The sequence below is a fragment of the uncultured Sphaerotilus sp. genome, assembly GCF_963924895.1.
Classification (GTDB): domain Bacteria; phylum Pseudomonadota; class Gammaproteobacteria; order Burkholderiales; family Burkholderiaceae_C; genus Sphaerotilus.
This window is the reverse complement of the sequence record NZ_CAWURG010000030.1, coordinates 24661-43985: the sequence shown is the minus strand read 5'-3', so window position 1 is coordinate 43985 and position 19325 is coordinate 24661. Positions and strand designations below refer to the sequence as shown.

Here is a 19325-nt window from a genome sequence, read left to right as displayed (position 1 = left end):
CGAGCCGGGCCCAACAGAAGACCTGACTGACTCGACAAGGGGAACCATGAGTTCAGAAAAACGCGTCGCGGACGCACTCTCGGCGGCGTTCAGCGCCTGCCCCAGTGTCTTCTGGCATGACACCGACGGCGAGTTCAGCGCCGTGCTGGACCAGCTCGCGCTGGGCGACCAGGTCCGCATCCTGCGGATCGACGAGCTGCCGGCCTTGCAGGTCAAGCTCGACCTTGAAGCCGACCTCGCGGCGCAGGGCGGCCAGCACTGGCTGCTCTACAGCAACCGCCCCGAGCCCCCGCTGGCCCAGGACTGGCTGCTGGACGTGCGCCTGCGCAGCAAGCCCTTCCACGCCGACGCGATCTCGATCGCCCGCGAAGACCTCGGCCTGAGCACGCTGTCGCTCATGCCGCACCTGAAGCTGCGCGCCAAGTTCCTGCGCTCGCGCGAGCGGCTAGAGCGCCTGAAGCGCCACGTCCTGCCCGACGACGATGCGGAGGCGATCGACCGCAAGATGATGGCGGTGCTGCTGCGCTGCGAGGAATCCGACGTGCTGGCGCTCGCGCTGCATCTGTTGATGGGCCTGTCGGTGCCGGGAGAAGCACGGCTGGCCGACGAGGTGCCGGGCTGGCAGGAACTGGTCGAGCAAGAACTGGCGCCCGCGTTCTGGCTGCTGATGGAGTTGAACCTCGGCTACAAGGAAGCAGAGCCGTCGCTGACCGATCTGCTGCGCCGCGTGCTGGTGACCGATTTCGCGCGCAACCTCGCCGTGCCCTGCCCAGCGGCGCTGGCTGCGCTGGTCCTGCCGAACCGGGTGCTGGCCGCCAACGCCTCGGTGCTGGCGGCCCGCTGGCGCAACGACCTGAACCGGCACCGGGCCTATGCCGACCTGTCAGACGCCGTGGCGGACGCGATCGACCTGCCCGCCCACCTGCACCTCCTGACGCCGGAGCATCTGGCCGACTGCACCACCTTCGCCGCCATCGAGCGCCATATCGTCCGGGTGCTCAAGGACCGGGTGACGGCCCAAGGTGGCGCCGTCCTCGACAACCTGCGGCCCCTGATCGCCCGCCGACGCGACGGGCCGTGGGTCAACCGCAACCTGGCCGGCACCCGCGAGGACACCCGCGCGCTGGCCGCGTGTTACGACGCGCTGGAAGCCGCGGCCGAGTTCTTCGCGCTGAAGGAGCGCCACGAGGCCGGCCTGAGCTTCACCGACGCCGCCGACGCCGTCGCCCGCTACCGGGGCGAGCTGTTCGGCTTCGACCAGCGTTACCGGCGCGTCCACCGCGCCGCAGCGCAAGTGGAGCCGATGGGCTGGGCGGTGCTGCATGGCCTGCGCGATGCCGTGGAGGCGGCCTACTCGGGCTGGTTCATGCCGCAGTTGTCGTCCGCCTGGGACCGGGTGATCGACGATCCCGCCACGGGGCTGCTGCAGCATTGGCAACTGGCCGAGCTGCCGCCGCAACAGCGCTTCTTCGACGACCGGGTGGCCGCTGCACTGGGCAACGGCGGGGTCAAGCGGGTGTTCGTGGTCATCTCGGACGCGCTGCGCTACGAAGCCGCCGAGGAACTGGCCCGCGAGATCAACGGCCGCAACCGCCTCACCGCCCGGCTGGACGCGATGCTCGGTGTGCTGCCGAGCTACACCTCGCTGGGCATGGCCGCGCTGCTGCCGCACACGACGCTCGACTACCGCGGCGCCAACGCCGAGGTGTACGCCGACGGCTTGCCGACGGCCACGCTGGAGGGCCGCCAGGCGGTGCTGGCGCGCTACAGCGGTCTGGCCATCAAGGCCGACGAGCTGCTCACGCTGGGCAAGGACAAGGGCCGCGAGCGGGTGAAAGAACACCGCGTGGTCTACGTCTACCACGACCGCATCGACATGCTCGGCGACAAGCAGGTCTCCGAGGGCCAGACCTTCGATGCCGTGGCCGACACGCTGGCGGAGCTGCAGGCCATCGTCGGCTTCATCGTCAACAATCTCAATGGCTCGACGGTGCTCATCACCGCCGACCACGGCTTCATCTACCAGGAGTCGGCACTGGATTCGGCGGACAAGGCGGCGCTGGGTGACAAGCCCGAGGGCACGCTCAAGGCCAAGAAGCGCTACCTGCTGGGCCGCGACCTGCCAGCCTCCGACAAGGCCTGGTGCGGCAACACGGCGGTGACGGCCGGCACAGTGCCGGGTGCAGGCAGTCTGGACTTCTGGGTGCCACGGGGCACGGCGCGGTTCCACTTCGCCGGGGGCGCCCGCTTCGTGCATGGCAGCGCGATGCCGCAGGAGGTCATCATCCCGGTGCTGACGGTGCGCGAGAACGAGTCCGCCAGCGGCAAGACACGCCCGGTCGATCTGACGATCCTGGGCGCATCGAACCGGGTGGTGAACAACTACCAGCGCTTCGAGTTCATCCAGATCGAGGCGGTGTCGGCACGGGTGCTGGCGCGCACGGTGCGGATCTCGCTGCGTGACGGGATGACGCCCATCAGCGACGAACCCTCGCTGACCTTCGACAGTGCCTCGGACCAAATGAACGAGCGCACCCGCTCCGTCTCGCTGACCGTGCGCTCGGGCCAGTACGACCGGCTGCGCGACTACCACCTGGTGGCGGTGGATGTGCAGACGAAGGTGGAGGTGCTGCGCCTGCCGGTGCGCATCGATCTGGCCTTCTCGAACGATTTCTGATCGCCTCCCCGACCGCCGCCCCGCTGGAACTCCATGACCGACCTCGACACGCTCCTCACCCAGCATTTCGCCGGCAAGGTGGTCCGCAAGGATCTGACCAAGCTGATCAAGGAAGGCGCCAACGTCCCGGTGTACGTGCTGGAGTACCTGCTCGGCATGTACTGCGCATCCAGCGACGAGGCCACGATCCGGCAGGGGCTGGACACCGTCAAGCGCATCCTGGCCGAGAACTACGTGCGCCCGGACGAGGCCGAGAAGGTCAAGTCCAAGATCCGCGAGCACGGCACCTACAAGGTGATCGACAAGGTCGGCGTGCGCCTCAATGAGAAGCGCGATGTCTACGAGGCGCTGCTGTCGAACTTGGGCGTCAAGAGCGCCGAGATCCCCGACCGCATCGTGCGCCAGTTCGAGAAGCTGCTGGTCGGTGGCATCTGGTGCATCGTGACGCTGCGCTACTCGTTCGAGGAGAACCAGAAGGGTTCGCCGTTCATCGTCGAGGATCTGAAGCCGATCCAGATGCCCAACATGGACATGCAGGCGCTGTTCGACGGGCGGCGGGCGTTCAGCGACGAGCAGTGGATCGACGCCCTGATCCGCTCCACCGGCATGGAGCCGACGGCGTTCAAGACCCGCGTCAAGTGGCACCTGCTGGCGCGCATGGTGCCGCTGGTCGAGAACAACTACAACTTCTGCGAACTCGGTCCCCGCGGAACCGGCAAGAGCCACATCTACAAGGAAATCAGCCCGAACAGCATCCTGGTCTCGGGCGGTCAGACGACGGTGGCCAACCTGTTCTACAACATGGCCGCCCGCAAGGTGGGGCTGGTCGGGCTGTGGGACTGCGTGGCGTTCGACGAGGTAGCCGGCATCCACTTCAAGGACTCGGACGGCGTCCAGATCATGAAAGACTACATGGCTTCGGGCTCGTTCAGCCGCGGACGGGAGTCGATCAACGCCAGCGCCTCGATGGTCTTCGTCGGCAACATCAACCAGAGCGTCGAGTCGCTGGTGAAGACCTCGCACCTGCTGGCCCCGTTCCCGGACGTGATGATCGACGCAGCTTTCTTCGACCGCTTCCACGCCTACGTGCCGGGCTGGGAGATCCCGAAGATGCGCCCGGAGTTCTTCACCGACCAGTTCGGCCTGATCGTCGACTACCTGGCCGAGGCCCTGCGTGAACTGCGAAAGACCAGCTTCGCCGATGCGGTGGACCGCTATTTCAAGCTCGGCAACAACCTGAACCAGCGCGACACGATCGCGGTGCGCCGCACGGTGTCCGGGCTGCTCAAGCTGCTGTGCCCGCACGGCGAGTACGGCAAGGAACAGGTGCGGGTGTGCCTGGAGTACGCGCTCGAAGCCCGCCGGCGGGTGAAGGAACAGCTCAAGAAGATCGGCGGCATGGAGTTCTATGACGTCCACTTCTCGTACATCGACCTCGAAGACCGGCAGGAGCGGTTCATCAGCGTGCCCGAGCAAGGTGGCGGAGCGCTGATTCCGGAGGGTCGCTTGAGTCCCGGCGTGCTGCACACGATCAGCCTGGGCGATGGCGGGATGCCGGGCACCTACCGCACCGAGATCCAGGCACTCGCAGGCACGGGCAAGCTCACCGTGTCGGGGGCACTGTCGCGCGAACCGGTCCGCATCGCCTTCGACTACTTCAAGGCGAATGCGTCACGGGTCAGCGCGTCGATCCGCCCGGCCGAGCGAGATCTGCATGTCCATCTGGTGGAACTGCAGAACAGCGGCGTGCCGGAGGCGATCACCCTGTCCAGCGTCATCGCGATGTGCTCGGCCGCGCTGGGCAAGCCGGTCCAGAGTCAGATGGTGGTGCTCGGCGACATGAGCCTAGGCGGCACCGTGACGCCGGCACGCAATCTGGCCGAAAGCCTGCAGGTCGCGTTCGACGCAGGGGCCAAACGCATCCTGTTGCCCATGTCGAGCGTGACCGACCTGCCGACCGTGCCGGGCGAGTTGTTCGCGAAGTTCCAGACCAGCTTTTACTCGGATGCCGTCGATGCGGTGTTCAAGGCGCTGGGGGTCGAGTAGGCGTGAGCTGTTCTTGCAGTTCGGCCACCTCATACCTGCAAGGGCCAGTGCTTTCAAGGTGACCCCAAAGCCCCAATGCATAACGTCGAGCCGAGCGGGCCGGAAGACTGAAATGGAGTCATGTCGTCAGCCCGCCGATGGACGATGCTTCGCGCCAACGGTGACTGAACGGTGACCAGGAACAGGTGTGAACCCCAGAAAGGCCAATGGGCTAGCTCCTTGTGAGAGCTAACCCATTGAATTCATTGGTCGGGACGGTGGGATTCGAACTCACGACCCCTTGCACCCCATGCAAGTGCGCTACCAGGCTGCGCTACGCCCCGACTGCTGAGAAAGAGATTGTATGCCGGAATTAATCAGTTCGTCCAGCCTCTGCGGCGGATATTTATCCGAGGACGATGTCCGGGACATGCGGCGACTCCGGATCGAGCAGCGCGCGGATCAGGAGCAGTTCCTCGCGCAGGCTGCGGGCGCCGCTGCGCACCAGCGCGTCGCGGGCGACCTGCGGCGTGGGGACGTCCGCATAGGTCACCCGGCCCGGCACCGGGGCAGCGAGCATCGGCGCTTGTGCTGTACCGGCCTGCGCCATCGGAGACGGCCCCCGCGTCGCCTCGACCCGGCCGCCGCCGAGGATCAGGTGCGGCGTGGAGAGGTCTTCTCCGGCCAGATCGTCGGCTTCGAGTGCGCGTGCGGCGGCCGGCCCCAGTTCGGCCAGCCGGTTGCGGGCGCCACTGATGGTGAAGCCCTGCTCGTACAGCAGGTCGCGGATGCGCCGGATCAGCAGCACTTCGTGGTGCTGGTAGTAGCGGCGGTTGCCGCGCCGCTTGACCGGGCGGAGCTGCGCGAACTCCTGCTCCCAGTAGCGCAGCACATGCGGCTTGACGCCACACAGCTCGCTCACCTCACCGATGGTGAAGTAGCGCTTGTCGGGGATCGCTGGAAGCAGGATTTCCATTGCAAATCAATGGGTTCGGAGAGTCGGACGGTTGATGCCGACTTTACTCGAAGTCACCTTCTGGCGGTATTTCGCCCTGCACCACCGCCTTGAGCTTGTGGCTGGCGTGGAAGGTGACGACGTTGCGGGCGCGGATCGGGATCGACTCGCCGGTGCGCGGGTTGCGGCCCGGCCGCGGGGCCTTGCGGCGCACCTGGAAGTTGCCGAAGCCCGACAGCTTCACGTCGTCCCCCTTGGCCAGCGACGCATGGACGAACTCGAAGAACGCCTCGACCATGTCCTTCGATTCGCGCTTGTTCAGGCCGAGCCGCTCGAAGAGCAGTTCGGCCAGTTCGGCCTTGGTGAGCGTGGGCGCATCGTCGTCGTCGGGCAGCAGGAAGTCGCGTTCTTCATCCATGGGCGGTGGCCGTGTGGTGGGTCAGGTCGTTCGATCGGTGCCGGGTCACGCGCCACGCAGGCGTGCGCCCAGGTCGCGCTGCACGGCGTCCAGGGCGGCCTTGACCGCCTCGTCGCTGCGGGCGTCGGTCAGCGGCGCGTCGTCGTCGAGCAGCTCCAGCCGGATCGCCAGACTGCGCTCCCCCGGCTCGAAACCGGCCGCACCCGCCGCCGGGCGGTAGACGTCGAACAGCTTCGCGCTGCGCAGCAGACCGCCGGTGGACGCCGCCAGCAGGCTGGCGATCACCGCGTCATGGCCGACCGCCTCGCCGACGATCACCGCGATGTCCCGCGTGACCGCCTGCTGGCGCGGCACCGCCTGGTAGGCCGGCACGTCGCGGGCCAGCAGCGCCGGCACGTCCAGCTCGAACAGCACCGGCGCGCCCTGCCCCGCCGGCAGCTCATACGCCTGGCGCCAGCGCGGATGCAGCTCGCCGACGAAGCCGATCGCCACGCCGTCCAGCTCGACGCGGGCACAGCGGCCCGGGTGCATCGCGGGATGCTCGGCGGCGACAAAACGGGCGGTGCGCGGGGCGACCAGCGCCTCGACATCGGCCTTCACGTCGAAGAAGTCGACCGAGCGCTCCTTCACGCCCCACTGCACCGGCTCCGCCGCGCCCCAGGCCAGACCGGCCACGCGCAGCGGCTGGTCGATGCCGACGACGCTCTGCTCGCTGGTCTGCACCGAGGCATCGCGCCGGAACACGCGGCCGAGTTCGAACACGCGGACCCGCGGCGCGCGGCGCGTCAGGTTGTGCCGGAGCACCTGCACGAGGCTGCCGATCAGGCTGGAGCGCATCACCGACAGGGGTGCTGCGATCGGGTTCAGCAGGCGGATCGGCTGGGTGTTGCCGGCGAGTTCGGTTTCCCAGCGCTCTTCGACGAAGGAGAAATTGATCGTTTCCTGGTAGTCGAGTGCGGCCACCGAACGGCGCAGCGCGTAGCTGCCGCGCTGGGCTTCCGGGCGCACGCGGGCGGTCACCGGGGCAACCGGCGCGGTCAGCGGGAGCTGGTCGAAGCCGATGACGCGGATGACTTCCTCGATCAGGTCTTCCTCGATCTCGATGTCGAAACGCCAGCTCGGCGGCGTCACCGTCAGCACGCCGTCCGACGCGGTGAACGACAGGCCCAGGCGCGTCAGCACCTCGCTGCACTGCGCTTGCGTGACTGGCATCCCGATCACCTTGGCGGCACGCGCCACGCGCAGCGCCACCGGCTTCTTCGCCGGCAGGTTCACGATGGCGTCCGTCACCGGGCCGCAGGCGGTGGCCTCGCCGCCACAGATCTGCTGGATCAGCGACGTGATGCGCTCGATGCGCTCGACGGTGTGGGCCGGATCGACGCCGCGCTCGTAGCGGTGGCCGGCGTCGGTGCTGAAGTTGTAGCGGCGCGAGCGGCCGGCGACGGCGTCCGGCCACCAGAAGGCGGCTTCGACATAGACGTTGGTCGTGTCGTCGCCCACCGAGGTCGCGTCACCGCCCATGATGCCGGCGAGCGATTCGACCGCCTGCGTGTCGGCGATGACCCCGACCTGCGCGTCGACCGTGATGGTGTTGCCGTTGAGCAGCTTGAGCGTTTCGCCCTGACCTTCCACGACTCGGCCCCAACGCACCGTCAGGCCGCCGTGGATCTTGTCGAGGTCGAAGATGTGCGTGGGCTGGCCGGTCTCGAACATGACGTAGTTCGAGATGTCCACCAGCGCGCTGACCGAGCGCTGGCCGCAGCGGGCCAGGCGGTCGACCATCCATGCGGGCGTCTTCGCCTTCGTGTCGATGCCGCGCACGATGCGGCCGGAGAAGCGGCCGCACAGATCGGGCGCATCGACGGTGACGGGCAGCGTCTCGTCCAGCGTCGGCACGACCGGCGTGGTCGGCAGCGGCTTCAGCGGCGCGCCGGTCAGCGCGGCGACTTCGCGGGCGACGCCGTAAACGCTCAGCGCGTGGCCGAGGTTGGGCGTGAGCTTGAGCGTGAACAGCGTGTCATCAAGGCTCAGGAACTGGCGGATGTCCTGGCCGACGGGGGCGTCGGCGGGGAGTTCCAGCAGGCCGCCGTGGTCCTCGGACAGCTTCAGCTCGCGCGCCGAGCACAGCATGCCCTGGCTCTCGACGCCGCGCAGCTTGCCCTTGCCGATCTTGAACGGCTTGCCGTCCTCGCCCGGGGGCAGTTCGGCGCCGACGGTGGCCAGCGGGATCTTGATGCCGGCGCGGGCGTTCGGCGCGCCGCAGACGATCTGCAGCGGGCCGTCCTTGCTGTGCGGGCCGGCGTCGACGGTGCAGACGCGCAGGCGGTCGGCGTTCGGGTGCTGTTCGGCGGTGAGGATCTCGGCGACGACGATGCCGGTGAACGGCGGCGCCACTGGCTGGAGTTCTTCCACTTCCATGCCGGACATGGTGAGCAGGTCGGCGAGCTGGGCGGTGGTCAGGTCAGGGTTGCAGTACGCGCGCAACCACGATTCGGGGAATTGCATCTCAGGAGTCCTTGTCCAGGCTTGGGCGGTGGCGACGGCGGATCAGCGGAACTGACCGAGGAAGCGCAGATCGCCCTCGAAGAACAGCCGCAGGTCGTTGACGCCGTAGCGCAGCATGGTCAGGCGGTCCGGCCCCATGCCGAAGGCGAAGCCGATGTAGCGCTCGGGGTCGAGCCCGTAGTTGCGTACCACGTTCGGATGCACCTGCCCGGAGCCGGCCACTTCCAGCCAGCGCCCCTTGAGCGGCCCGGACGAGAAGGCGATGTCCACCTCGGCCGACGGCTCGGTGAACGGGAAAAACGACGGACGGAAGCGCAGTTGCAGGTCGTCCGTCTCGAAGAAGGTGCGGAAGAAGTCGGTGAAGACAGCTTTCAGGTCCTTGAACGACACGTTCTCGCCGATCCACAGGCCTTCGCACTGGTGGAACATCGGCGAGTGGGTCGCGTCGCTGTCGACGCGGTAGGTGCGGCCCGGCGCGATGACGCGGATCTCGGGCATCGGGTCTTGCCCGGCGTGCGCGGCGGCATGCTGGCGGGCGTAGCGGACCTGCATCGGCGAGGTGTGCGGACGCAGGCAGAGCGGGCGGCCGGCCTCGTCGTTCATGTCGACGTAGAAGGTGTCCTGCATCGAACGCGCCGGGTGGTTTTCCGGGTTGTTCAGCGCGGTGAAGCTGTACCAGTCGGTCTCGATTTCCGGGCCATCGGCGACGTCGAAGCCCATGGAGCCGAAGATCTGCTCGATGCGCTCCAGCGTGCGCGACACCGGGTGCAGTCCGCCCACGCTGCGGCCACGGCCGGGCAGCGTCACGTCGAGCGCCTCGGCCTTCAACTGCGCCTGCAACTCCGCTTCGGCGAGCGCCTGGCGGCGGGCGGTGAGCGCGGCTTCGATGCGCTGCTTGGTCTCGTTGATCGCGGCGCCGCGGGTCTTCTTCTCTTCAGGCGACAGTTTCGCCATGCCCTTGAGCAGCTCGGTCACCTGGCCGGACTTGCCGGTGTAGCGCGCCTTGGCGTCTTCGAGCTGGGCGGGGGTGAGCGCGGCGGCAAAGTCGGCTTGCGCGGCCTGCACGAGTTGATCGAGATCGTTCATCGGGAGACTGGGGTAGACAGACAAGAAAAAAGGCCGAACGCAGTGTCGGCCTTTTTCGTGTGACGCGGGAGCCGGCTTGCACCGGCCCGACGCGTCAGGCTCAAGCGAGCTGGGCCTTCACCTTCTCGACGATGCTGCCGAATGCGGCAGGATCGTTGACAGCCAGATCGGCGAGCACCTTGCGGTCCACGTCGATGCGGGCCTTCTTCAGGCCGGCCATGAACTTGCTGTAGGTCAGGCCCAGTGCACGCGAACCGGCGTTGATACGCGCGATCCAGAGGCGGCGGAACACACGCTTCTTGGCACGGCGGTCACGGTACGCGTACTGACCCGCCTTCATCACCGCCTGTTTGGCGATCCGATAGACGTTCTTGCGGCGGCCGCGGAAACCCTTGGCAAGGGCGAGGACTTTCTTGTGACGAGCGCGGGCGGTAACACCACGTTTGACGCGAGGCATGTGATGACTCCTTCGTGTTGTGGTGGATTACAGACCGGCGAACGGCAGCATCTGTGCCATGTGACCCATATTGGTCTCATGCACAGCGGTCGTTCCACGCAGGTGGCGCTTGGTCTTGGTGGACTTCTTGGTCAGGATGTGACGCTTGAAGGCATGACCGCGCTTGACGGTGCCACCGGGACGGACGCGAAAACGCTTCTTCGCGCCACTCTTGGTCTTCATCTTGGGCATGACTGCTCCTTGGGGTAGTTCCTGCGAGGCGGCACGAAACGACTCGTGCTCTTCGGTGCCTGCGGGCACTGAGGGGCGCAGCGACCAAACCGCACCCTCTCAAATTGCTGACTTCTTGCTGCTTACTTCTTGCGCTTGGGCGCCAGCACCATGATCATCTGGCGGCCTTCGAGCTTGGGCATGTGCTCGACCAGCGACACATCGGTCAGCTCGTCGCGCACACGTTCCAGCAGGCGCATGCCGATGTCCTGGTGCGTGATCTCACGGCCACGGAACCGCAGGGTGACCTTGCCCTTGTCGCCATCTTCCAGGAAGCGGCGCAGGTTGCGCATCTTGATGTTGTAGTCGCCTTCGTCCGTACCGGGACGGAACTTGACTTCCTTGACATCGATGACGTGCTGCTTGGCCTTGGCCTCGGCCGCGCGCTTCTGTTCCTGGTACTTGAACTTGCCGTAGTCCATCAGGCGGCACACCGGCGGCTGGGCCGTCGGGGAGATTTCCACCAGATCGATGTCGCCCTCGGCCGCAAGACGCAGAGCTTCCTGGATGCTGACGATGCCCAGCGGCTCGTTCTCGGGTCCGTTCAGACGGACTTCCAGGGCGGTGATCTCGCGGTTCAGTCGATGCTTGCGTTCGGCATTCGGAGTACGGCGGTCAAGAAAGGTAGCGATGGTGAGATTCCTTCAGGGGCATGCAGCCCGACAACCAAAGATTCGCGCCCCGACAAAGGGAAAGAAGTCCGTCAACACCGAACCCGTCACCCGAGGGTGGAGAGATCGGCTGCGATCTTCTGGGAGAAGGCCTCCAGGGCCATCACCCCGAGGTCCTGATTGCCCCGGGCGCGCACTGCGACGGTTCCTGAGGCCCTTTCCTTGTCACCGACAACGAGCAGGTACGGAACCTTCTGCAAAGAATGCTCGCGGATTTTATACGTGATCTTTTCATTGCGCAAATCCAGTGACACCCTAAGTCCTTGTTTTTGCAGCGCTTTGACGACGTCGCGGGCGTAATCGGCCTGTGCATCGGTGATGTTGAGCACCGACACCTGCACCGGCGCCAGCCAGGCCGGCAGCGCGCCGGCGTGTTCCTCGATCAGGATGCCGATGAAACGCTCCAGGCTGCCCAGGATCGCGCGGTGCAGCATCACCGGGTAGTGGCGCTCGCCAGACTCGGCCACGTACTCCGCGCCCAGCCGCTCCGGCAACGAAAAATCGACCTGGATCGTGCCGCACTGCCAGTGACGGCCCAGCGCATCCTTCAGCGTGTACTCGATCTTCGGGCCGTAGAAGGCACCGTCGCCCGGCGAGATCTGGAAGTCGCAACCCGTGCGCTTCAGGCTGTCGATCAGCGCGGCCTCGGCCTTGTCCCACAGATCGTCGGAGCCGATGCGCTTCTCGGGCCGCGTCGCGACCTTGTAGAGAATCTCGGTGAACCCGAAATCAGCGTAGACCTTCTGCAGCAGCGCCGTGAAGTCGTCGCACTCGGCCAGGATCTGGTCCTCGGTGCAGAAGACGTGGCCATCGTCCTGCGTGAAGCCGCGCACGCGCATGATGCCGTGCAGCCCGCCGGTCGGCTCATTGCGGTGGCACTGGCCGAACTCGCCGTAGCGCAGCGGCAGGTCGCGGTAGCTCTTGATGCCCTGCTTGAAGATCAGGATGTGGCCGGGGCAGTTCATCGGCTTGAGCGCGTACTCGCGCTTCTCCGACTCGGTCACGAACATGTTGTCGCGGTACTTGTCCCAGTGGCCCGTCTTCTCCCACAGGCTCTTGTCGAGGATCTGCGGACCCTTGACTTCCTGGTAGCCGTTGTCGCGGTAGACCTGGCGCATGTACTGCTCGACCTGCTGCCACACCGTCCAGCCCTTGGGGTGCCAGAAGACCGTGCCGGGCGAGTGCTCGTCGAGGTGGAACAGGTCCAGCTCGCGGCCGAGGCGGCGGTGGTCGCGCTTCTCGGCTTCTTCCAGGCGCGTCAGGTACTTCTGCAGGTCGTCCTTGGTCGCCCAGGCCGTGCCGTAGATGCGCTGCAGCATCTCGTTGCGGTGGTCGCCGCGCCAGTAGGCGCCGGCCACCTTCATCAGCTTGAAGAACTTCAGCTTGCCCGTGGACGGCACGTGCGGGCCGCGGCACAGGTCGGTGAAGGCGCCTTCGGCATACAGCGACACGTCCTGATCGGCCGGGATGCTCTCGATGATCTCGGCCTTGTAGGCTTCACCGATCGACTTGAAATAGGCCACGGCCTCGTCACGCGCCAGCACGCTGCGCGTGACCGGCTCGTCCTTGGCGGCCAACTCGCCCATCTTCTTCTCGATGGCGACGAGGTCCTCGGGCGTGAACGGGCGCTTGTACGAGAAGTCGTAATAGAAGCCGTTCTCGATCACCGGGCCGATGGTGACCTGCGCCTCGGGGAACAGCGACTTGACGGCGTAGGCCAGCAGGTGGGCGGTCGAATGGCGGATGACCTCCAGACCGGCATCGTCCTTGGCGGTGATGATGGCGAGCGATGCGTCGGCCTCGATGCGGTGGCTGGTGTCGACCACGCGGGCGGCGTCGCCCGTGCCGATGCGGCCGGCGAGTGCCGCCTTGGCCAGACCGGCGCCGATGGAGGCGGCCACTTCGGCCACCGTCACCGGGCCGGGGAATTCACGTCGGGAACCGTCGGGGAGCTGGATGGAAATCATCGCGGGAAACCTTGAAAAACAAAAAGCGCGGGGACGCCGCGCTTTCCTTTGGGGGACTCGGTGGAAGAGCCGCGGCTGGCCTGTCAGACCTCGAAGGTCGGGGAGGTGGTAGTTCGCGGTGTCATAACCAGAGTGCCTTTCCCGTGTCTTGTACTGTCGATGAGGGGGCCAAGTTTAACCGATCGTTTCCCCGGCCATCCGCCGCCAATGCGCGAAAAAAATGCCCCGGAGTTTGCACTGCGGGGCATCTGAAGCATAAAACAGAACAGAACTCGAACTCCGTGACCGGAGCGGGCCGGGCTCACGCCCCCGGCCCCCGGCGATTCAGCTCAGCAGCTCAGTGGAACTGCTCTTCTTCGGTCGAGCCGGTCAGCGCCTTGACCGAGGACGAGCCGCCCTGGATCACGGTGGTGACGTCGTCGAAGTAGCCAGCGCCGACTTCCTGCTGGTGCGACACGAAGGTGTAGCCTTGTTCGCGGGCCTGGAATTCCGGCTCTTGCACCATGTTGACGTAGTGCTTCATGCCTTCGCCCTGGGCATAGGCGTGGGCGAACTGGAACGTGTTGTACCAGTTGATGTGGATGCCGGCCAGCGTGATGAACTGGTACTTGTAGCCCAGCGCGCTCAGCTCTTCCTGGAACGCAGCGATCTGGACGTCGTTCAGGTTCTTGCGCCAGTTGAACGACGGCGAGCAGTTGTACGACAGCAGCTTGCCCGGGCAGGCGCCGTGCACGGCTTGCGCGAATTCACGGGCGAAGCCGATGTCCGGCACGCCGGTTTCGCACCACACCAGGTCGGCGTAGGGGGCGTAGGCGATGCCGCGGCTGATGGCTTGTTCCAGACCGTTCTTGACGCGGTAGAAGCCTTCTTGCGTGCGCTCGCCGGTGACGAACGGCTGGTCGTTGGCGTCGCAGTCGCTGGTCAGCAGGTTGGCGGCTTCAGCGTCGGTGCGGGCCAGAACGATGGTGGGCACGCCCATCACGTCGGCGGCGAAACGCGCGGCGATCAGCTTTTCAACGGCTTCGCGGGTCGGGACCAGCACCTTGCCACCCATGTGACCGCACTTCTTGACCGCGGCGAGCTGGTCTTCGAAGTGAACGCCAGCGGCGCCCGAAGCGATCATGTTCTTCATCAGTTCGAACGCGTTCAGCACGCCGCCGAAACCGGCTTCCGCGTCAGCGACGATCGGCAGGAAGTAGTCGACGAAGCCTTCGTCGCCCGGGTTGATGCCACGGCCCCACTGGATTTCGTCGGCACGCTTGAACGTGTTGTTGATGCGGCGAACCATCGTCGGCACCGAGTCGTAGGCGTACAGCGACTGGTCCGGGTACATCGTTTCCGACGTGTTGCCGTCAGCGGCGACCTGCCAGCCCGACAGGTACACGGCTTCCAGACCGGCCTTGGCCTGCTGCATCGCCTGACCGGCGGTGATCGCGCCGAACGCGTTCACGTAGCCCTTCTTGGCGCCGCCGTTGACCTTGTCCCACAGCTTTTCGGCGCCGTTCTTGGCCAGCGTGTACTCGGGCTGCATGGAGCCGCGCAGACGCACGACGTCAGCCGCGCTGTAGCCGCGCTTCACCAGCTTCCAGCGGGGATTTTCAGCCCAGTCTTTTTCGAGGGCGGCGATTTGTTGTTCGCGGGTCAGTTTCGTCATGAAGCGCTCCGGTCTGCGGTGTTTGAAGAAGGTTCAACGGGGTCGTTGGATGCCTCCAGCTTAGTCGCTGTTGGTGGAAACGAGAAGACTTATGTCTTATATAAGACATCTTGCCGATACCAATTAAATCAATGACTTAGCGCACGTTCGCCACGATATGGAATTTGTTTTCTCACAATGGAAAATATTGCCGCAACGCAGCATGACAAAATTCCACAATGTGAAATCAACTTCAGGGTGATGAAAAACCGTCGCGGCCAGCCCTGCGGCACACTGCGGTCCCTGCCCGATCCGACTTCGCCGCGCAGCCGCGCCACGCCATGACCGACTTCGCCTTCCTCAGCGCCCACAGTTTCCTCAAGGTTCCGATGGGGCCGCAGGACCCCGTCGACCGCCCGTTCGGGCTGGCCGGCATCGCCTGGGACGGCAGCGTCACCAACCGCCCCGGCGCCCGCATGGCCCCGCGCGCCATCCGCGCAGCCAGCCACATGCTGTGCGATGGCACGCACCCGCTGTTCGACGTCTCGCCCGCCGACACCCTGTGCGACCTCGGCGACCTGCCCTTGCCCAACACCAGCCTGGAACGGATGCGCGCAGCGATGCAGCCGCAGGTCGCCGCCCTGCTCGCGCAGCAGCGCCACATGGTCTGGCTCGGCGGTGACCACTCGGTGACGCTGCCGCTGCTACGCGCCTACCGGCAGCACTTCGGCCAGCCGCTGGGCGTGCTGCACTTCGATGCGCACTGCGACACCTGGGAAGACCACTTCGGCGAGCCCAGCGGCCACGGCACCTGGGTGTACGAGGCCATCCAGGAAGGGCTGGTGCTGCCGCAAGCCTTCGCGCAGATCGGCATCCGCAGCGCCGGCCTGCGCGCAGCGCGCGAGTACGTGCGCGACCAGGGCGGCCTGATCTGGACCGCCCGCGAGCTGCGCGGACTGGAAAGCCCCGCGCAGCTCGACACCGTCCTGCAGACCCTGCGCCTGCGCTGGGCCTCCTGCGGCAACCCGCCGCTCTACCTGAGTTTCGACATCGACGCGCTCGATCCCGCCTTCGCCCCCGGCACCGGCACGCCCGAGCCGGGTGGCTTGACCACGAACCAGGCGCTGACCCTGATCGAGGAACTCGCGGGCGAGCGCTGGGTCGGCATGGACTGCGTCGAGGTGGCGCCGCCCTACGACCACGCGGAGCTGTCGAGCAACGTCGCCGCGAACCTTGTCTGGACCTACCTGTGCGGACAGGTGGCGCGCCGGCAGCGCCAGGCGACGGCCTCGTGATGCCCGCCGCTCACTGGCTGCTGCTGATCGCCGCGGCGTTCGGCGCGGGGGTGCTCAACGCCATTGCTGGCGGTGGCAGCTTCCTCACCTTCCCGGCGCTGGTCTTCACCGGTCTGCCGCCGATCATGGCCAACGCGACCAGTGCGGTGGCGGTGAGTCCGGGCTATCTGGGCAGCGCGCTGGGATTCCGGACCGAACTGGCCGCCCTGCCCCGCGAGCGTCTGGTGCGCGAGGGGCTGGTCTGCGCCTTGGGCGGCGTCTGCGGCGCGCTGCTCCTGCTGGTGACGCCGGCGAAGGTGTTCTCGGCCGCGGTACCGTGGCTGCTGCTGTTCGCCACGGTGCTGTTCGCGGTCGGGCCACGGCTGGTGGCTGCGCGGGCCCGGCGCGGGGCTGGCGAGGTGCATCCGGTGGCCCAGGGCCTCGGGCTGTTCGTGGTCGCCGTCTATGGCGGCTACTTCAATGGTGGCCTCGGCATCCTGCTGATGGCGCTCTACACGCTGACCGGCGAGAGCCGCGTCCACACCGCCAACGCGCTGAAGAACCTGAACTCGCTGGTGCTGTCGCTGCTGTCGGTGGCGGCATTCGCCTGGGCTGGCGCGATCCACTGGCCCAGCGCGCTGGTGATGATGGTGGCGGCCACGGTCGGCGGATTTGCCGGCGCCCGGCTCGCGCGGCGCCTGCCGGCCGCGACCGTGCGCGCCACGGTGGTGGTCACCGGGCTGGTGATGGCCGCGGTCTTCTTCCTGCGCCAGTGAGGCCGCGGCGGGTCGGCGGTAGCATGCGGGCATGACTTTCTCCGACACGCTCAAGACCCTTCCCGCCATCGACCACCTGGCGGGCCTGCAACTGCTGGATGCGGACAGCGCCGTCGTCGCCACGCTGGACAACCGCCCCGGACAGGCCGGCTCGGTCGCCGTCTACCACGCCCTCGCCCAGCGCCACGGCACGCTCAACGCCGCCGCGGCCCTCGACGGCCTGGCGCTCTACGCCGAACACACCGCGGATGCCCACGCCTTCCCCGGCAAACACCCGAACATCGACCGCCTCGTGGCGGTCGCGTCCGGCGCCCTCGGTCCGCTGACCGTCCAAGCTGTGCCCAAGGCCTGAGGGCTGGCGGCGGAAAGTATCCCCATGAAAACGTTCGTGCTGGTCCTGCTGGGTCTCGTGGCTGCCGTGTTGACCGGCGCGCGCTTCGGCCTGCTGAACGGCCAGCGGCCGAACGACCTCGGTGTCACCAACGGCCGCCTCAAGCCGCCCTCGCTGACACGCAACAGCGTCAGCAGCCAGGCGCGCCTGTTTCCCGGCCATCCGCAGCAGGCTTATGCGTCGATCGAGCCGCTGCCGCTGCGGAACGGCAGTGCGGCCGCGTCGATGCAGACGCTGGCCACCGTGCTGCAGGCCATGCCGGGGGTGGCCATCGTCGAGCAGCGCCCGGACTACCTCTACGCGCAGGCGCAGACCCGCTGGCTGCGCTTCGTGGACGATGTGGAGTTCTGGGTCGACCCGGCGGCCGGCGTCATCGAGCTGCGCAGCGCCAGCCGGCTCGGACGGGAAGACTTCGGCGTGAACCGGCAGCGGATCGACGCGGTGCGCGCCGCCTATCTCGCCGCGGCGGTGGCACTCAAATGACGAAGGCGTTCGGCGAGGCTTCGCCGACACGCCCGGCGACGCTGCCGCTCGTGCGCTGGCTGACGAAGGACACGAAGGTGTCGAAGGGCAGCGGCCGCCCGTAGCCGAAACCCTGCACCACGTCGCAGTGCATGCGGCGCAGCATGGCCATCTCGGCGTCGGTCTCGGCGCCTTCGGCCACCACGTCCATCGACAGGGCATGCGCCAAGCTCACCAAGCTGCGCACGATGGTCTTGCTGGCCGCCTTGGTGCACATGTCGCGCACGAAGGAGCGGTCGATCTTCAGCGTGCTCACCGGAAAACGGGCCAGGTAGGCGAACGAGGAATAGCCGGTGCCGAAGTCGTCGATGCTGATGCGCACGCCCAGCGCCGACAGCTCCGCCAGGACCCGGCCGCTCACCTCCACGTCGCGCATCAGCGCACCCTCGGGAATCTCGATCTCCAGCAGCGAGGACGGCACGCCCCAGCGCAGCAGCGCCGCCGACACATTGCCGGCCAGCTGCACATCCGCCAGCCCCTCGACCGACAGGTTGATGCTCATCGGCAGCTGGTGGCCGAGGTTCATCAGGTTGCGCTGCAGGCGCAGGGCCTCGTCGAGCACCCAGCGGTCCAGCTCCACCATCAGGCCGCATTCCTGCGCCATCGGCAGGAAGTCCGCTGGCGACAGCGGCCCGCGCTCGGCGTGGCGCCAGCGGATCAGCGCTTCGGCGCCCACCACATGGCCGTCCTTCAGGCGACCCTTCGGCTGCAATGCCAGCGCCAGCCCGTCGCTGTCGCCATGGCGCTGCAGGGCGGCGCGGAAGTCCCCTTCCAGCGCCATGCGCAGCCGGCCGGCCGCTTCCAGCCGGTCATCGAAGTGGACGATCTGCTCGCCCGCGCTGCGCTTGGCACAGCGCAGCGCCAGCGCGGCGCGGCGCAGCAGCACCTCGGGCGCATCGCCATGGTCCGGCGCACCGACCACACCAAAGGCCGCACCGAGCCGGAAATTCTGACCGCGCATCGTGATCGACTCGCCCAGCCGGGCCGCCAGCGCATCGGTGCGCTCCTGCAGCGCCTCGCCCGTCGCCGGGGTCAGCAGCACGAACTCCACGCCGTTGAGCCGGTACAGATGCTCCTGGTCCCGCGTGACCGACTGCAGGCGCGAGGCGATTTCCATCAGCGCCAGATCACCCTGGGAGTGGCCCAGCGAGTCGTTGATCGTGTTGAAGCGGCGCAGGCCGAACAGCACCAGCGAGAAGGACTCGTTGCGGTCGACCCGCGCCTTGATGTCCTGCTCCATGGCGCGCTGGTTGCCCACGCGGGTGAGCGGATCGCGCAGCGCTTCCTGCGCCAGCTGGAACTGGCGCACCACCGATTCGGTCGCATCGTTGGCCAGCGACATCATCCCGCCCTCGTGCGGGTAGACGCGGATCATCAGCCAGCGCTGCACCGCGGTCGAATAGCCGATGGCCATGCGCGGCTGGCCGTCGCGGCGGCAGGCCTCGATGGTCTCGAAGAAGATCGACCGGCGAAAACCAGGGTGGTAGTCGAAGGGCGTCTTGCCGATCACCTGCTCGGCGCGCAGACCCATGCCACGCAGGTAGACCTCGTTGCAGTACTTCACCACCCACTGCGCATCGACATGGACGATCGATTCGCCGACACCCTCCAGAAGTTGGGTCAGCTGACATCCCTTAGATACAAAATCACACAAACGCCGACTCGATTTCATCAATTCCAGCTCCTGCACAAGTCCAG

At 66.9% G+C, this 19325-nt stretch carries 15 protein-coding genes, 1 tRNA gene and 1 pseudogene; 6 read left to right on the top strand and 11 right to left on the bottom strand.

Annotated features, from left to right (window positions below):
* The first annotated feature begins 46 nt into the window (after window positions 1-46).
* Together pglZ and brxL are read left to right on the top strand one after the other, a co-directional pair.
* Window positions 47-2677, top strand: a complete 2631-nt coding sequence (pglZ, locus tag AABN02_RS12190) for a BREX-1 system phosphatase PglZ type A (protein ID WP_338415201.1) — start codon at window positions 47-49, stop codon at window positions 2675-2677.
* Between the two features lie 33 nt (window positions 2678-2710).
* Window positions 2711-4723 carry a protease Lon-related BREX system protein BrxL gene (gene brxL, locus AABN02_RS12185; protein WP_338415200.1) on the top strand — a complete coding sequence of 671 codons (2013 nt, stop codon included), beginning with the start codon at window positions 2711-2713 and terminating at the stop codon, window positions 4721-4723.
* Window positions 4724-4969: 246 nt separating this feature from the next.
* Here the strand turns inward: brxL and AABN02_RS12180 are convergent.
* From AABN02_RS12180 to aceA, 10 genes and pseudogenes are all read right to left on the bottom strand, one after another.
* Window positions 4970-5046: transfer RNA gene (locus AABN02_RS12180), tRNA-Pro, on the bottom strand.
* Between the two features lie 389 nt (window positions 5047-5435).
* Window positions 5436-5678: pseudogene (locus tag AABN02_RS12175) on the bottom strand (MerR family transcriptional regulator); the annotation flags it as partial.
* A 43-nt stretch (window positions 5679-5721) separates the two neighbouring features.
* Entirely contained in the window at window positions 5722-6075 is a 354-nt protein-coding gene (locus tag AABN02_RS12170; RefSeq protein WP_338415199.1) for an integration host factor subunit alpha, read from the bottom strand.
* Window positions 6076-6120: 45 nt separating this feature from the next.
* Entirely contained in the window at window positions 6121-8580 is a 2460-nt protein-coding gene (pheT, locus tag AABN02_RS12165) for a phenylalanine--tRNA ligase subunit beta (RefSeq protein WP_338415198.1), read from the bottom strand.
* A 42-nt stretch (window positions 8581-8622) separates the two neighbouring features.
* Window positions 8623-9666 (bottom strand): phenylalanine--tRNA ligase subunit alpha, encoded by a 1044-nt coding sequence (gene pheS, locus AABN02_RS12160; RefSeq protein WP_338415197.1) that lies wholly within the window; start codon window positions 9664-9666, stop codon window positions 8623-8625.
* A 100-nt stretch (window positions 9667-9766) separates the two neighbouring features.
* Complete coding sequence (gene rplT, locus AABN02_RS12155; protein ID WP_338415196.1) at window positions 9767-10123, bottom strand: 50S ribosomal protein L20; 357 nt, start codon at window positions 10121-10123, stop codon at window positions 9767-9769.
* A 27-nt stretch (window positions 10124-10150) separates the two neighbouring features.
* Entirely contained in the window at window positions 10151-10354 is a 204-nt protein-coding gene (gene rpmI, locus AABN02_RS12150; RefSeq protein ID WP_293995415.1) for a 50S ribosomal protein L35, read from the bottom strand.
* Window positions 10355-10476: 122 nt separating this feature from the next.
* Complete coding sequence (gene infC / locus AABN02_RS12145) at window positions 10477-11025, bottom strand: translation initiation factor IF-3 (RefSeq protein WP_179636228.1); 549 nt, start codon at window positions 11023-11025, stop codon at window positions 10477-10479.
* Between the two features lie 86 nt (window positions 11026-11111).
* Window positions 11112-13031, bottom strand: a complete 1920-nt coding sequence (gene thrS / locus AABN02_RS12140) for a threonine--tRNA ligase (RefSeq protein WP_338415195.1) — start codon at window positions 13029-13031, stop codon at window positions 11112-11114.
* 337 nt (window positions 13032-13368) lie between these two features.
* On the bottom strand, window positions 13369-14685 hold the full coding sequence (gene aceA, locus AABN02_RS12135) for an isocitrate lyase (protein ID WP_338415194.1): 1317 nt from the start codon (window positions 14683-14685) through the stop codon (window positions 13369-13371).
* A gap of 320 nt (window positions 14686-15005) precedes the next feature.
* Here aceA and speB point away from each other — a divergent pair, with 320 nt between their 5' ends.
* The 4 genes from speB to AABN02_RS12115 are packed head-to-tail and all read left to right on the top strand — an operon-like array spanning window position 15006 to window position 17588.
* On the top strand, window positions 15006-15959 hold the full coding sequence (gene speB, locus AABN02_RS12130; RefSeq protein WP_338415193.1) for an agmatinase: 954 nt from the start codon (window positions 15006-15008) through the stop codon (window positions 15957-15959).
* The gene (locus AABN02_RS12125; protein ID WP_338415192.1) at window positions 15959-16714 is read left to right on the top strand and encodes a sulfite exporter TauE/SafE family protein; all 756 of its coding nucleotides are present in this window, start codon (window positions 15959-15961) and stop codon (window positions 16712-16714) included. The genes speB and AABN02_RS12125 overlap by 1 nt, the downstream gene beginning before the upstream one ends.
* Before the next feature lie 31 nt (window positions 16715-16745).
* The gene (locus tag AABN02_RS12120) at window positions 16746-17066 is read left to right on the top strand and encodes a DUF2322 family protein (protein WP_338415191.1); all 321 of its coding nucleotides are present in this window, start codon (window positions 16746-16748) and stop codon (window positions 17064-17066) included.
* Between the two features lie 24 nt (window positions 17067-17090).
* The gene (locus AABN02_RS12115; RefSeq protein ID WP_338415190.1) at window positions 17091-17588 is read left to right on the top strand and encodes a DUF1499 domain-containing protein; all 498 of its coding nucleotides are present in this window, start codon (window positions 17091-17093) and stop codon (window positions 17586-17588) included.
* On the opposite strand, the gene AABN02_RS12110 is transcribed toward AABN02_RS12115, so the two are convergent.
* Entirely contained in the window at window positions 17581-19191 is a 1611-nt protein-coding gene (locus AABN02_RS12110; RefSeq protein ID WP_338415189.1) for an EAL domain-containing protein, read from the bottom strand. The two genes, AABN02_RS12115 and AABN02_RS12110, sit on opposite strands and share 8 nt — an antisense overlap.
* Between the last annotated feature and the right edge of the window lie 134 nt (window positions 19192-19325).

Coding starts and splice junctions, on each gene's coding strand:
- rplT (WP_338415196.1), bottom strand. CDS start 10,123: ATGCCTCGCGTCAAACGTGGTGTTACCGCCCGCGCTCGTCACAAGAAA.
- pheS (WP_338415197.1), bottom strand. CDS start 9,666: ATGAACGATCTCGATCAACTCGTGCAGGCCGCGCAAGCCGACTTTGCC.
- brxL (WP_338415200.1), top strand. CDS start 2,711: ATGACCGACCTCGACACGCTCCTCACCCAGCATTTCGCCGGCAAGGTG.
- AABN02_RS12170 (WP_338415199.1), bottom strand. CDS start 6,075: ATGGATGAAGAACGCGACTTCCTGCTGCCCGACGACGACGATGCGCCC.
- AABN02_RS12120 (WP_338415191.1), top strand. CDS start 16,746: ATGACTTTCTCCGACACGCTCAAGACCCTTCCCGCCATCGACCACCTG.
- aceA (WP_338415194.1), bottom strand. CDS start 14,685: ATGACGAAACTGACCCGCGAACAACAAATCGCCGCCCTCGAAAAAGAC.
- thrS (WP_338415195.1), bottom strand. CDS start 13,031: ATGATTTCCATCCAGCTCCCCGACGGTTCCCGACGTGAATTCCCCGGC.
- AABN02_RS12115 (WP_338415190.1), top strand. CDS start 17,091: ATGAAAACGTTCGTGCTGGTCCTGCTGGGTCTCGTGGCTGCCGTGTTG.
- pheT (WP_338415198.1), bottom strand. CDS start 8,580: ATGCAATTCCCCGAATCGTGGTTGCGCGCGTACTGCAACCCTGACCTG.
- rpmI (WP_293995415.1), bottom strand. CDS start 10,354: ATGCCCAAGATGAAGACCAAGAGTGGCGCGAAGAAGCGTTTTCGCGTC.
- AABN02_RS12125 (WP_338415192.1), top strand. CDS start 15,959: ATGCCCGCCGCTCACTGGCTGCTGCTGATCGCCGCGGCGTTCGGCGCG.
- pglZ (WP_338415201.1), top strand. CDS start 47: ATGAGTTCAGAAAAACGCGTCGCGGACGCACTCTCGGCGGCGTTCAGC.
- speB (WP_338415193.1), top strand. CDS start 15,006: ATGACCGACTTCGCCTTCCTCAGCGCCCACAGTTTCCTCAAGGTTCCG.